Below are 14,262 nucleotides of genomic sequence, written 5' to 3'. Positions count from 1 at the left end.
GCGGAACGTCAGGCGGCAGCCGCTCAGAACGGACGAGAGACATGGCCGGAAGTCACATGGCGAAGTGGGTCTACACCTTCGGCGACGGCAAGGCCGAAGGCAAGTCGGCGATGCGCGACCTGCTCGGGGGCAAGGGCGCGAACCTCGCCGAGATGTCGAATCTCGGGCTGCCGGTGCCGCCTGGCTTCACCATCACGACCGAGGTCTGCACCTATTATTACGACCACGGCCGGCAATACCCCCCGGAGCTGGAGGGCCAGGTCGCGGCTGCGCTCGAGGCGGTCGGGTCCTTGACCGGGCGCCGCTTCGGCGATGCGGAGTCGCCGCTGCTCGTTTCCGTGCGCTCGGGCGCCCGGGCGTCGATGCCCGGCATGATGGACACGGTGCTCAATCTCGGCCTCAACGACACCACCGTCGCGGCCCTGGCCCGTGGCGCCGGCGACGAGCGCTTCGCCTATGACAGCTACCGCCGCTTCATCACCATGTACTCGAACGTGGTGCTGGGCGTGGAGCACCATTCCTTCGAGGAGGTGCTGGAGCGCTACAAGGACGACAAGGGCCTCACCCTCGACACCGACCTCGGCGCCGCCGACTGGAAGCATCTGATCGGCGAGTACAAGGCGCTGGTGAAGCGCGAACTCGGCGAGGACTTCCCGCAGGACCCGCAGGCCCAGCTCTGGGGCGCGATCGGCGCGGTGTTCGGCTCGTGGATGAACCCGCGCGCCAACAAGTACCGCGAGTTGCACAACATCCCGGCGAGCTGGGGCACCGCGGTCAACGTCCAGGCCATGGTGTTCGGCAATATGGGCGAGACTTCGGCCACCGGCGTTGCCTTCACCCGCAACCCCTCCACCGGCGAGAAGGCGCTCTACGGCGAGTTCCTGATCAACGCGCAGGGCGAGGACGTGGTGGCGGGCATCCGCACCCCGCAGGACATCACCGAGGCCGCCCGCCTCGAATCCGGCTCCGACAAGCCGTCGATGGAGCGGGCGATGCCGGAGGTTTACGCGGAACTCGTGCGGATCTACGGCCTGCTCGAGCACCATTACCGCGACATGCAGGACATGGAGTTCACGGTCGAGACCGGGAAGCTCTGGATGCTGCAAACCCGCAACGGCAAGCGCACGGCGAAGGCCGCGTTGCGCATCGCCGTGGAACTCGCGGCGGAGGGCCTCATCACCCATGAGGAGGCGGTCGGCCGCGTCGAGCCGGCCTCCCTCGACCAGTTGCTCCACCCGACCATCGACCCGAAGGCGGAGCGCCGGGTCATCGCCACCGGCCTGCCGGCCTCGCCGGGCGCGGCGTCCGGCGAGATCGTCTTCAACTCCGAGGAGGCCGAGGCCGCCAAGAAGGCCGAGCGCAAGGTCATCCTGGTCCGCGTCGAGACCTCGCCGGAGGACATCCACGGCATGCACGCCGCGGAGGGCATCCTGACCACCCGCGGCGGCATGACCTCGCACGCGGCGGTGGTCGCCCGCGGCATGGGCAAGCCCTGCGTCTCCGGCGCCGGCTCGATCCGGGTCGACTACGCCGCCCGCACCCTGTCGGTCGGCGGCGTGACGCTGAAGGCCGGCGACCGCATCACCATCGACGGCTCGAACGGCCAGGTGATGCAAGGCGCGGTCGAGATGATCGAGCCCGAGATGTCCGGCGACTTCGCGGCGCTGATGGAATGGGCCGACGCCGTGCGGACCATGAAGGTCCGCACCAACGCCGAGACCCCGCTCGACGCCCGCACCGCCCGCAAGTACGGCGCCGAGGGCATCGGCCTGTGCCGCACCGAGCACATGTTCTTCCAGGAGGAGCGCATCGTGGCGATGCGCGAGATGATCCTGGCGGACGACGCGGAAGGCCGCCGCGCCGCACTCGCCAAGCTCCTGCCGTACCAGCGCCAGGACTTCGTCGAGCTGTTCACCATCATGTCGGGCCTGCCGGTGACGATCCGCCTGCTCGACCCGCCGCTGCACGAGTTCCTGCCGCATTCCGACAAGGAGATCGGCGAGGTCGCCGCCGCCACCGGCGTCCAGGAGGACAAGGTGCGGCGCCGGATGAACGAGCTGCACGAGTTCAACCCGATGCTCGGCTTCCGCGGCTGCCGGCTGGCGATCCTCTACCCGGAGATCGCCGAGATGCAGGCGCGGGCGATCTTCGAGGCCGCCGTCGAGGCCGCCCAACAGACCGGCACGCCGATCATCGCCGAGGTGATGGTGCCGCTGGTCTTCACCCGCACCGAGTTCGACCTGGTGAAGGCCCGCATCGACGCCATGGCGCAGGCGGTGGCGTCCGAGACCGGCAGCAAGGTCGAGTATCAGGTCGGCACGATGATCGAGCTGCCGCGCGCCGCACTGCGGGCCGGGGACATCGCCCAGACGGCGGAGTTCTTCTCCTTCGGCACCAACGACCTGACCCAGACCACGCTGGGCATCAGCCGCGACGACGCGGGGCGGTTCCTCGGACCCTACACCCAGCGCGGCATCCTGGCCGCCGATCCGTTCGTGTCGATCGACCAGGAGGGCGTGGGTGAACTGGTGCGGCTCGCCGCGGAGCGCGGCCGGGCGGTGCGCGACACGCTGAAGCTCGGCATCTGCGGCGAGCATGGCGGCGACCCGGCCTCGATCGCCTTCTGCCAGGAGACCGGCCTCGACTATGTCTCGTGCTCGCCCTTCCGCGTGCCGATCGCGCGGCTGGCGGCGGCGCAGGCCGCCCTCAAGGTGAAGGGCCGCGGCGAGGCGTAATACCAGCGGCCGACGATGCTGACGCATCGATTCGATCTCGGGCAGGCCCGAGATCGACGCGGCCGTTGCCCCCCTCTTGAGGTGTCGATGCCAAGCCCCGATGTCCGGAACCTTGGACTTGGCGAAAATTTGAGAACGGTCCCGAAGGGCGTTCTCTTTCGACCGTTGGTATAACGGACCTGCGCGGACTGCCCTTCGGGCCGTTCGCACTCCCCTCTCCCCGCGCGCGGGGAGAGGGCTTTGGTGACCTTGTCGTCACCAAAGCGAGGCGCTAGGAGCACTGCCCGATCACGTTGCAATCGGGCAGTACTCTAGGCATTTGATTTTGCCGCATTTTCTGCGACCAGCCGGTATCCACTTGGTCGGAAAATGCTCTCGCCGAGGGTGCGGGGGCGGTGCCGAACGAGGCTCCTGCGGACATGTCCCCTCACCCTCGCCTTCGGGCTCACGTCATCGACGACAAGGTCGATGAAGCCTTCTCCCCACCCGCGGGGAGAGGGGAAACCCGAGCCAAGAGAGGACCCCAGAGGATCCCATGCGCGAGCCGCCTCCCGCCGGCCGTCCCGATCCGGAGGCCGGCGCCCGCCTGTGGCGCGGCTCGCTCGCGCAGCGCCTGCGGCTGGTCTCCGGGCTGATCCTGTTCGCCTTCGCGGCCACCCATTTCGCCAACCACGCGCTCGGCCTGGTCGGCCTCGAGACAATGATGGACGCCGCCCGCTGGCGGCTCGCGGTGACGCGCTCGCTTCCCGGCAGCCTGATCCTCGGCCTCGCGCTCCTGGCCCATGTCGCCTTCGTCCTCGTCCGGCTCGCCGAGCGCCGGACGCTCCGGATGCCGCCCTGGGAGGCGGCACAGACGCTGCTCGGCGTCGCGATCCCGTTCCTGCTGGTGCCGCACGTCATGGGGACGCGGATCGCCAACCTCGTGGACGGGACGTCGACTACCTATCCTTACGTGATCGTCCGCATCTGGCCCGACGGCATGGGGTACCAGACCGCGCTGCTGCTGGTGGTCTGGCTGCATGGCTGCCTCGGCCTGCATGCCTGGCTGCGCCTGTCGCCGCTCTACCGGCGGGTGGCGCCGCTGCTGGCCGTGCCGGCCGTCGGCCTGCCGGCCGCGGCGCTGGCCGGCATCGTCACGCAGGGCCGTCTCATGGATCGGGACATGGTGCTGGCGCGCCGCTTCGACGCGCCGGATCTCGCTGCCCGCTGGCAGGTGCCGTCCGTGGAGTCGACGGTCGCGGCCTGGGGCGGCAGCGTCACCGGCGCGATCTATGTCGCGGTCGCCCTCGCGTTCGGAATCGTTCTGGTGCGGGCGGCCGCGACCCTGCGGGCCCGGCGCTTCAGCATCGCCTATGTCGGTGGTCCCACGGTGAAGAGCCTGGAAGGGCCGACGCTCCTCGAAATCAGCCGGGCGAACCGGGTGCCCCATGTCTCGGTCTGCGGCGGGCGCGGACGCTGCTCGACCTGCCGGGTGCTGGTGGTCGCCGGCGAGGCGCACCTGTCGGCACCCGGCGCGCAGGAGGTCGCGGCCCTGCGGGCGATCGGCGCGCCGGCCAATGTCCGCCTCGCCTGCCAGGCGCGGCCCGGCGGCGACGTGGCGGTGATCCGCATCCTCGACCCGCGCCGCGACTCCGCGGACCAGCATTTGACCAATACGGACGTCGCCGGGATCGAGCGCGAGGTCGCGATCCTGTTCATCGACATCCGCGGCTTCACGCCGCTCTCCGAGCGCAAGCTGCCCTTCGACGTGGTGTTCATCCTCAACCACTTCTTCGAGGCGGCCGGCCGCGAGATCGAGGCGGCGGGGGGCTGGATCGGCGGCTATGCGGGCGACGGGCTGCTCGCCCTGTTCACCCATCCGGACGGGATCGGCCCGGCCTGCCGGGCCGCCTTCACCGCCGCCGGCGCCGTCGACCGGGCGGTGACGACCCTCAACCGCCGCCTCGCCGCCGAGCTGCCGGCCGCGTTGCGGATGGCGATGGGCCTGCATGCCGGCCCGCTGGTCCTCGGCCGCCTCGGCTACGGCGCGAGCCGGGGGATGTCGGTGATCGGCCCGGCGGTGAATCTGGCGAGCCGGCTCGAATCCCTCGCCAAGGCGGCCGACGTGCAGCTCGTCGCCTCCGCCGAGGCGGCGCACCGGGCGGGCATGCCCCTCGACGGCCTGCGGGTCGAGACCGTGGCGGTGCGGGGCGTGCAGGCAGCCTTGCCGGTGGTCTATGCCGCGCGGGCCGCCGACCTCGCCGAACGGTTGCAAGGGCCTGCCGTGGCTTAACCGACGCTCAACCATACCCCGCGACACTCGCCGCCACGGGTGTCGGTCCTGCACGGGCCGGCAATGGGCGCGTGGCGTGGGGTCGGGACCTTGGGCAGGCGGTACGTGCGCAAGCGGGACTTGCGCAGGCGGCAGGTGCGGCGGACGAAGGGGATGCGCTGGTTCGCCGCCGCCGTCGCGCCCTGGGCCGTCGGTCTCGGGGTGCTGGTCTCGTTCACGGCATCGGCCGGCTACGAATCCTCGCTCGGCTCCAGCGCCGTCGCCCGTCTGGTGCCGCGGGGGGTGCCGCCGCTGCCGGAGCGCGGCCTGATCGCGCCGGTGAGCCTGACCGGCCCGAGCCTCACCGCCGCCGGTCTCGGCAGCCCCGGTCTCGGGGGCTCCTCGCGCCTCGTCCTCGACGCCGCGCCCCTGCGGCCGGACATGAAGGCGGATGCCCGCACCCGCCCGCTGGCCCAGCGCGCACAGAAGGGCGACGCCCTGGTGCCGTCCCGTGTCGGCGGCGGCGCTCGTCCGGCCGCCCTGACTGCCGGCTGGCTCGGCAGCGACCGGCCGAGCGTCGCCTCGACCTTCACGCCCGGCGCCTCGACCTGGAATCCGGACCTCGAACCCCAGGGCATCTTCGTGCCGCTGCCGGATGCCGATCTGGGCGAGGCGGGCGCCAGCTCGCCGGCGGCCGGCGCCTCGGCGCCGACCCGCGGCGCGGCGGCGGGCGGCGAGACCGCCGGACGGCCGCGCGATCCCGACGCCCGCGAGGCGGGCCAGGGCGGCAGCACCCCGGCGGTGCCCCGCGCCGTTGCCCTGTCCTCGACCACGCCAGCCCCGGCGGATGCGACGCCGATCGAGATCGCCGCCGGCGGCCAGATGTCGCCCCGCCTCGATCGCGACGCCAAGGCCGCGGTGACGACGGCAACCCGCAACGCCCCGGAGGCTCCGCCGAGCGACGACGACCGGCGCCGCTACGCTGACCTGATCACGCCGGACAATGCCGAGAAGGAGCAGCGCTGCCTCGCGGAAGCCGTGTATTTCGAGGCCCGCGGCGAGCCCGAGCAGGGCCAGGCCGCCGTGGCCCAGGTGGTGCTCAACCGCGCCAAGAGCGGCCTGTATCCGGCCAATATCTGCGGCGTCGTCTACCAGAACCGCCACCGCTATATGGGCTGCCAGTTCTCCTTCGCCTGCGAGGGCAAGTCCCTGCGCATCACCGACGACGCCTCCTGGCAGACCGCGACCCGCATCGCCCAGGCGGTGGTCGAGGGCCGCACCTACCTCGCCGATGTCGGCGGGGCGACGCATTACCATGCGGATTACGTGAAACCGCGCTGGTCCCGCCGCTTGCGCAAGATGGACGTGATCGGCCGCCACATCTTCTACCAATTGCGGCCGGGGCAGACCTGACCTGGTGTGACGTGCAGGTTCTGATGGCACAGGCGGGATCGCCCGGAATTTCGTGGGATCTCGCGAGTGCGCCTTTTTAACAATAGGAAAACACCCGGCTTGTAATGACCCAGGGGGGTTCGGGCTATCAGGACGGCGCTCGGCCGAGGTGATGCCCCTTGCACGAGCGGTTTGGCTGATTCCCTGTCGTCATGCGCCGCAGCGACCTGGAGCGCCTGAGCAAAGAGGAACTGATCGAGCTGGTGCTGCGCCTGCACCGGCCGGAGAAGACCTCGCGCACCTCATCCAAGCCGCCATCGAGCGACCGCAAGGAGCGGCGCGAGAAGTCCAGGCCTGGTGGGGCCAAGCCCGGGCACGAGGGTCACAAGCAGGGGCCGACGCCTGATCCGGATCAGGTCGTGGTGCATCCTCGGCGCTGGATGCGAGCGACGCAGCTGTGGTGAGATGCGTCGAGCAGGATGACACCGCACGGACGGTCACGGGTCTGGCCCGCCGCTTCACAGCCCTGGTGCGCGCCGCAGGGAAGGGCAAGACCGTCACCGATGATCAGGATGCGGACGCCGCAGCGGACATCGCGCCTGGATCACGCAAGCACGGAGCTGCGACGCTCCTGCCATCGCGACGTTCGCCTCGGGATTGGAGGCGGACATCGCTGCCGTCCGGGGTGCTCTCACGGAGCCATGGAGTAGCAGCCAGGCGGAAGGCCAGATCAACCGGCTCAAGCTCACCAAGCGCCAGTGGTACGGACGGGCACGCCTCGATCTCCTGAAGCGCCGCATGGTTCTGGCCGCATAATCCACGAAAACCAGCAAGAACCACAGAAAACGGGGCAATCCCAGTTCTCGTCTCGGGCATTGCCCGGGACAGCCATGCCACCCGGGAGAGGGGAGGCGTGCCCGTCATCGTGGCCGAACCGATCGAGCGGCGCCGTCAGCGCAGGTTGACGCTCTCGCACTGCCATGTCGGCGGCTCGCGGAGGCCTGAGTCGCGCGAGCCCCGTTTCCGCTTGCCTCCCGCCACGACCACGACGATAGTGTCAACTTATGTTGACACTCGACAATGCGCCGCCGCGGGTCACCGCCGCCCGGCGCCGTCCCCGTGCGGTGGTCATCGGCAGCGGCTTCGGCGGGCTCGCGGCGGCCGTACGGCTCGGCGCGCGGGGCTACCGGGTGAGCGTGCTCGAACGGCTCGACCAGCCGGGAGGGCGGGCGCGGGTCCATCGGCAGGACGGCTTCGCCTTCGATGCCGGACCGACCATCGTCACGGCCCCGTTCCTGTTCGAGGAACTCTGGGCGCTCTGCGGGCGCCGTCTTTCCGACGACGTGACCCTGGTGCCGATGCGGCCGTTCTACCGCATCCGCTTCGACGACGGCGCCACCTTCGCCATGTGCGGCGAGGCCGAGGCGATGCGGGCCGAGGTCGAGCGCCTGTCCCCCGGCGAGGGCGGCGGCTATGACCGGTTCATGGCGCTCTCCGACGAGCTGTGCCGGGTCGGGTTCGAGCAGCTCGGCGCGGTGCCGTTCGGGCGCCTCACCGACATGCTGCGCATCGCCCCCGACCTCCTGCGGATCGGCGGCCATCGCAGCGTCTACAGCCTGGTCTCGTCGGTGTTTCGCGACGAGCGCCTGCGCACGGCGTTCAGCTTCCACCCGCTCCTCATCGGCGGCTCGCCGTTCCGGGCGAGCGCGCTCTACTGCCTGATCGCGTCGCTCGAGCGGCGCTGGGGCGTGCATTCGGCGTTGGGCGGCACCGGGGCGCTGGTGCGCGGCATGGTCGCGCTGATCGAGGGCCAGGGCGGCGAGGTCCGCTGCGGTGCCGAGGTCGAGCGAATCCTGGTGAAGGATGGGACCGCCCGGGGCGTGGCGCTCACCGACGGCACCGAGATGTCTGCCGACGTGGTGGTGTCGAACGCCGATTCCGCCGTCACGGCGCTCGACTTGCTGCCGAAGGAGGCGCAGGGCTGGCGCGAGCGGCGCCTCTCCCGCGCCCAGTCCTCGATGGGATTGTTCGTCTGGTATTTCGGCACGCGCCGGACCTATCCGGATCTCGCCCACCACACCATCCTGCTGGGTCCCCGTTATCGCGGGCTTCTCGACGACATCTTCTCCCGAAAAGTGCTGGCCGAGGACATGAGCCTCTACCTGCACCGCCCGACCGCGACCGATCCGAGCGTCGCCCCGCCGGGCCATGACGCCTTCTACGCGCTGGCTCCCGTGCCGAACCTCGCCGGCGGCCAGGACTGGGCCGCGCTCGCCGAACCTTTTCGGCAGCGCATCGCCGCGCGCCTCGACGCGACGGTGCTGCCGGGCCTGTCGGACTCCCTCGTCACCTCCCGGGTGACGACGCCGCAGGACTTTTCCGACGACTTCCTGTCCTGGCGCGGCTCGGGCTTCGGCCTGGAGCCGATCCTGACCCAGAGCGCGTATTTCCGCCCGCACAACCGAAGCGGCGCGGTGCGCCATCTCTACCTCGTCGGCGCCGGCACCCATCCGGGGGCCGGGCTGCCGGGGGTGCTCTCGTCCTCCAAAATCCTCGATCGCGTGGTGCCGGATGCTGCCGTCTTCGCCTGATGCGCGTCGTCAAACGCCGTTCGCGGCGTCCCTGGCCCGCTCCGCCGATCACAAAGCCTGCCGGGCGGCGATCCGGGCCGGCTCGCGCAGCTTCTACGCCGCCTCGTGGCTGCTGCCCGAGGCGGTGCGCCGCGACGCCTACGGGCTCTATGCCTTCTGCCGCCTCTCCGACGATGCGGTGGACGGGGCAGGGGCCCGGGCCGACGCGGTGCCGTCCTTGCGCGCGCGCCTCGCCGCCGCCTATGCCGGCCGGCCCGCCGACGCCCCGGCCGACCGCGCGCTCGCCGAGATCGTGAGCCGCCACGCCATCCCGGAGGCTTTGCCCGCCGCGCTCCTCGAAGGGCTCGCCTGGGACGCCGCCGGGCGGCGCCACCCGGACCTCTCCTCCCTCGTCGCCTACGCGGCCCGGGTCGCCGGCTCGGTCGGCGCGATGATGACCCTGGTGATGGGCGAGCGCTCGCCCGAGGCTTTGGCCCGGGCCTGCGACCTCGGCATCGCCATGCAGCTCACCAACGTCACCCGCGACGTCGGCGAGGATGCCCGGGCCGGCCGCCTCTACCTGCCGGAAACCTGGCTGCGCGAGGCCGGGATCGACCCCGATGCCTTCCTGGCCCGGCCGGAGCCGGGCCCCGCGCTTGCCGCCGTGGTGGCCCGCCTGCTCGCCGCGGCCGATCTGCTCTACGCCCGGGCCGAATCCGGCATCGCCATGCTGCCGCCCGCCTGCCGCCCGGCGGTGCGCGCCGCCGGGCTGATCTATGCCGAGATCGGCCGCGACCTCACCCGCGCCGGCCTCGACCCGGTCACCCGCCGCGCCCGGGTGCCGGGTGCCCGCAAGGTGCAGTTGCTCGCCCGCGCGGTGGTCACGCCGTCGCTCCGCCGCGCCGACCGGCCGGCCTTGCCGGAGGCGGCCTTCCTGGTCGAGGCGGTGGCGGCGATGCCGGTGGCCCCGGCTGCGCCGCGGCCGGCCTGGTGGAATGTCGGCGCGCAGGTCGTGCGCGTGCTCGATCTCATCGAGACGTTGCGGGAGCGGGAGCGAGTGGGTGGGGCGGCGCCGTCGTAAGGGCGCGCTCGACAGAAAAGGGAGATCAATGTGAGATCCTCCCAGGGCCCGCCTCGCGGCGGGGCCTGGGATGATGTGCGGGTCACGATCACCGAAGCGCCAGAGACCCGCCCGGCCCCTCACTCCAGCTCCAGCACCACACTCCGAAAACTCTGCGGCTTGCGCGCCGGGCAGATGTCGCCGTCGTCGCTGATGACCTGCACCTTCTTGCCATCCGCCGCGACGATCAGGCCCTCCGGCTGGAAATCGGGGATCGCCGCCAGCGCCTCGGCCACCCCCGCAACGCGGGTCGGAGCCTCGCCGGCCTTGCCGGACCAGCGGTAAAGGTCGGCCGCCTCGCCGCCGCTGCCGGAGCCGCCGGCGACGACGAAATACGCCTTGATCCCGGGCGCATAGGCGATGTCGCGGATGCCCCGGCCCTTGAGATCGAGGGCGATCGGCTTCGCCAGCTTCGGGGCCGCGCCGCTCGCCAGCGCCTCCGCGGCGTTCTCGAACGGCACCACCAGGGCGTCGTTGTCGGCATTGAGCGGATTGCGCAAGCCCACGAGCAGGCCGCGCCCGTCAGGCGTTGGGCTCAGGCCCTCGAGGGCGAGGCCGCGCCGCCGGGGGCTGAGATTCGCCTTCGTGGCGAGATCGACGGCGACGCGCTCGGACAGGCGGGGGTCGAGATCGGCGATCGCCTTGGCGAGGCCCGTGACCGCCTTGCCCTTCGGCGTCACCGCCGGGGCCTTGGTGTCGCCGCCCACCGACAGGGCGAGCATCTGGCGCGACGCCTCGCGGGTGCGGCCCTCCGCGTCGCGGGCATGCGAGCCCATCAGCACGAGGTCGTTGCCGAGCCAGGCGAGGGATTCGAGATCGGCCTTGGCGGGCTCCTCCCGGCCGCTGGTCGCGAGCGCGGCGTCGAGGTCGCCGCCCTTCAGGGCGAGCGGTGGGCCGGATTCGTCGGCCTTGTAGAGGCGCAAGGTGTTGTCCTGGTCGTCGACCACCAGGAAGCGGTCGCCGAAGCTGCCGGCCGGATAGGGGACGGCGCCGGAGGCTTCGCACAGGCCCCAATGCGTCAGCACCGGCCCGGTCTTCACCTCGGCGCGTGCGCCCTGCGCCGCGAGGCAGAGGGCGAGCACGGAAACGACTCTCTCCAGGCGCAAGCGGCACCGGCCCGTCATGGCGATTCTCCCCGGATCCCGGCCCGTCTGATGCGAACCGACTGCGCAGTATTTCACGCCGGCTCGGATCTGTTCAATGCGAGACACGAAAATTCTTCGTGCGGCGGATGGCGCTGCGGCCGCCTCGCCTCAGCCCTCGTCGGGCGCGGCCGTGTCGCCGGCCCGCTCCCGCTGCGCGGCGACGAAGCGGCGGCGGGCCTCGGCGGCCTCGCGGAATTCCTTCGAACGCGGCGCCGCCTGTGCGAGCTTGCCGATCTCGCGCAGGATCAGCTCGGCCTCGAATGCCGCGGCCCGCTCCAGGGCGACGGCCCGGCTGTCGGCGCCGTGGGCGGCGGTGTGGCGCTCCAGCCCGTCGCGGTACACGGCGACCCGGTATTCCAGCCAGTCGATCACGTCGCCGAAGGCCCGGCCGCGGATCTCCGCGACCGAGGCCCGGCGCTTCCTCTCACTCACGCATCGTTCCTCCACGGCTTGGACGAACGATCCTCTCGCATATCGGGCGCCGATTCGCCCGACGGTGCCCGGTTTCAGATGTGCAGAGCCTCGCCGAGCGCCCGCAGGTTCGCTTCGTGAAAGGCTTCCCCGAGGGTCGGGTGGGCGTGGATCGTGCCGGCGATGTCCTCCAGCCGGGCGCCCATCTCGAGCGCGAGGCCGAACCCCGCCGCCAGCTCCGAGACCCCGGCCCCCACGGCCTGGATGCCGAGCAGCAGGTGGGTGTCGGCCCGGGCCGTTACCCGCACGAAGCCGTCCTCGGCCCCGAGCGTCATGGCGCGGCCATTGGCGGCGAAGGGGAACAGCCCGGTGCGGATCTCGTGGCCGGCCGTGCGGGCCTCGTCCGGCGAGAGGCCAGCCGAGACCACCTCGGGGTCGGTGAAGCAGACTGCCGGAATCGCCACCTTGTGGAAGGCGCGGCGGCGCCCGGCCACGAGATCGGCCACCATTTCGCCCTGTGCCATGGCGCGGTGGGCCAGCATCGGCTCGCCGGTGACGTCGCCGACCGCCCAGACGTTGCGCATCGAGGTGGCGCAGCGCTCGTCGATGCGGAGGAACGGCCCGCTCATGTCGAGGTCGAGCCGGTCGAGGCCGAAATCGTGGGTGCGCGCCTTGCGGCCGACCGCGACCAGGATCACCTCGGCGGGAATGTTTCGGGATTCGCCACCGACCTCGACGGCGAGCGCGTCGCCGGACGCCGACAGCCCGGTGGCTCTGGCGCCGAGCAGCACCTCGATCCCGAGAGCCCCGAGGCGCCGCGCCACCGGCCGGGTCAGCTCGGCATCGTAGGCCGGCAGGATCCGCTCGGCCATCTCCACCACCGTGACCGTGGCGCCGAGCTTGGCGAAGGCGGTGCCGAGCTCGAGGCCGATATAGCCCGCGCCCACCACCGCCATGGTGGCCGGGACCTTCGGCAGGGATAGCGCCTCGGTCGAGGAGATCACCCGCCCGCCGAAGGGCAGATGGGGGAGCGCCGCCGGGACCGAGCCGGTGGCGAGAATCACATGCTCGGCCCGCACCCGCTCAGGCCCGGTATCGGTCTCGACGAGGCAGGTCTTGCCGTCGACCATCTGCCCGCGCCCGCGCAGGATCTTGACCCCGCCGCGCTTCAGGAGCGACGCCACGCCGGTATTGAGCCGCCCGACGATGCCGTCCTTCCAGGCCACCGTGCGGGGGAAGTCGAGGCGCGGCGGTCCGGCCGAGAGGCCGAAGGGCGAGGCGTCGCCGGCCTGGAGCATGGCGGCGTGATAGGCGTCCGCCGCGTGGATCATCGCCTTCGAGGGGATGCAGCCGACATTGAGGCAGGTCCCGCCTAAGCGGTTCTCCTCGACCAGGACGGTGTCGATGCCGTGCTGGCCGGCGCGGATCGCCGCGACGTAGCCGCCCGGGCCGCCGCCGAGCACCAGGAGCTTGGTGGTGATCTCGCCCACGGGTCAGACCTCCATGAACAATGTCGCGGGCGTCTCGAGCAGGCTTTTCAGTGCCTGCACGAACAGGGCGGCGTCGTAACCGTCGACCACCCGGTGGTCGAAGGATGCCGAAAGGTTCATCGTCAGGCGCGGCACGAAGGCGTTATCGCGCCAGACCGGCCGCATCACCTGCTTGTTGACGCCGATGATCGCGACTTCCGGCCGGTTGATCACCGGCGTCGTCACGATGCCGCCAAGGGCGCCAAGCGACGTGAGGGTGATGGTCGAGCCCGACAGCTCGTCGCGGGCGGCCAGCCCGTTGCGGGCGGCCTCCGCCAGGCGCCGCACCTCGGCCGCCGCATTCCACACGTCGCGGGTCTCGGCGTGCCGGAGCACCGGCACCATCAGGCCCGACGGGGTCTGGGTGGCGATGCCGACATGGATGCCGGCATGGCGGCGGATCACCTCCGCCTCGTCGTCGTAATGCGCGTTCATCTGCGGGAAGTCCGGCAGGGCGCGCACCAGGGCCTGGACCAGGAACGGAATCAGGGTGAGCTTCGGCCGGCTCGCGCCGTGGCGCTGGTTGAGGGTGGCGCGCAGCTCCTCCACCGCCGTCACGTCCACTTCCTCGACGTAGGAGAAATGGGCGACGCGGCGCTTGGCATCGGCCATGCGCTGGGCGATGCGCCGGCGTAGCCCGATGACCTTGATCTCCTCCACGCCCGTGCGGGCGATGCGGCCGGCGGGCGCGGGGGCCGCCTCCTCGGGCGGCGCGTTCACGTAAGCGTCGAGGTCGTCATGGCCGATTCGGCCGGCCGGTCCGGTGCCGCGGACCTGGCGCAGGTCGATGCCGGCCTCCAGCGCGCGGCGGCGCACCGCCGGCGAGGCGACCGGCTTCTCGCCGGGAGGGCGCGGCGGGCCGGAGGAGGGCGCCACCGTGGGGCGCGGGGCAGGGGCCACGGGCTTCGCCGGTGCGGGCTGTGCCGGCTCGGCCGGCTTCGGTGCGGCGGCGGAGGGAGGGGCGGACGCGGGTTGCGCCGGCCCCAGGCCGTCCGCGGCCGGGACCAGGGCGGCGGGGGGGCCGGGCGCGGCGTCCCCGGCCCGCCCGACCTCGGGGGTTCCCGCCGCCCCGGCCTCCCGCGCCCGAGCGGGGGGCGGCGCCCCCCCCC

General features: G+C 71.9%; 9 protein-coding genes and 2 pseudogenes. 7 read left to right on the top strand and 4 right to left on the bottom strand.

What is annotated here, in order from left to right:
- Window positions 1-56: 56 nt before the first annotated feature.
- The 7 genes and pseudogenes from ppdK (at window position 57) to VP06_RS03885 (ending at window position 10,029) form a co-directional block, all read left to right on the top strand.
- The gene (gene ppdK, locus VP06_RS03910; protein WP_048462539.1) at window positions 57-2,735 is read left to right on the top strand and encodes a pyruvate, phosphate dikinase; all 2,679 of its coding nucleotides are present in this window, start codon (window positions 57-59) and stop codon (window positions 2,733-2,735) included.
- A gap of 535 nt (window positions 2,736-3,270) precedes the next feature.
- A complete protein-coding gene (locus VP06_RS03905) occupies window positions 3,271-5,007 on the top strand; it encodes an adenylate/guanylate cyclase domain-containing protein (RefSeq protein WP_048462538.1) in 1,737 nt (578 codons plus the stop codon).
- A 153-nt stretch (window positions 5,008-5,160) separates the two neighbouring features.
- Window positions 5,161-6,399 (top strand): cell wall hydrolase, encoded by a 1,239-nt coding sequence (locus tag VP06_RS03900; RefSeq protein WP_048462537.1) that lies wholly within the window; start codon window positions 5,161-5,163, stop codon window positions 6,397-6,399.
- Window positions 6,400-6,590: 191 nt separating this feature from the next.
- Window positions 6,591-6,806 (top strand): annotated as a pseudogene (locus tag VP06_RS03895) (IS66 family transposase); the annotation flags it as partial.
- 172 nt (window positions 6,807-6,978) lie between these two features.
- Window positions 6,979-7,194: pseudogene (locus tag VP06_RS35905) on the top strand (ISL3 family transposase); the annotation flags it as partial.
- 248 nt (window positions 7,195-7,442) lie between these two features.
- Window positions 7,443-8,969, top strand: a complete 1,527-nt coding sequence (locus VP06_RS03890; protein ID WP_048462536.1) for a phytoene desaturase — start codon at window positions 7,443-7,445, stop codon at window positions 8,967-8,969.
- Entirely contained in the window at window positions 8,950-10,029 is a 1,080-nt protein-coding gene (locus VP06_RS03885) for a phytoene/squalene synthase family protein (RefSeq protein ID WP_048462535.1), read from the top strand. Before VP06_RS03890 ends, VP06_RS03885 begins: the two co-directional genes overlap by 20 nt.
- Before the next feature lie 119 nt (window positions 10,030-10,148).
- Here the strand turns inward: VP06_RS03885 and VP06_RS03880 are convergent, their stop codons facing one another.
- The 4 genes from VP06_RS03880 to VP06_RS03865 form a co-directional block, all read right to left on the bottom strand.
- Window positions 10,149-11,192 (bottom strand): DUF3616 domain-containing protein, encoded by a 1,044-nt coding sequence (locus VP06_RS03880; protein ID WP_048462534.1) that lies wholly within the window; start codon window positions 11,190-11,192, stop codon window positions 10,149-10,151.
- Between the two features lie 129 nt (window positions 11,193-11,321).
- Window positions 11,322-11,645, bottom strand: coding sequence for a hypothetical protein (locus VP06_RS03875; protein ID WP_048462533.1), 324 nt, complete (start codon window positions 11,643-11,645; stop codon window positions 11,322-11,324).
- 74 nt (window positions 11,646-11,719) lie between these two features.
- The gene (gene lpdA, locus VP06_RS03870; RefSeq protein WP_048462532.1) at window positions 11,720-13,114 is read right to left on the bottom strand and encodes a dihydrolipoyl dehydrogenase; all 1,395 of its coding nucleotides are present in this window, start codon (window positions 13,112-13,114) and stop codon (window positions 11,720-11,722) included.
- A gap of 3 nt (window positions 13,115-13,117) precedes the next feature.
- Window positions 13,118-14,262 (bottom strand): dihydrolipoamide acetyltransferase family protein (locus VP06_RS03865; protein ID WP_156295438.1); only part of this gene is annotated, 1,145 nt, incomplete at its 5' end.

The sequence above is a fragment of the Methylobacterium aquaticum genome, assembly GCF_001043915.1.
GTDB classification, from domain to species: Bacteria; Pseudomonadota; Alphaproteobacteria; order Rhizobiales; family Beijerinckiaceae; genus Methylobacterium; species Methylobacterium aquaticum.
The sequence above is the reverse complement of the archived record's forward strand: the minus strand, read 5'-3'. Positions and strand labels throughout refer to the sequence as shown.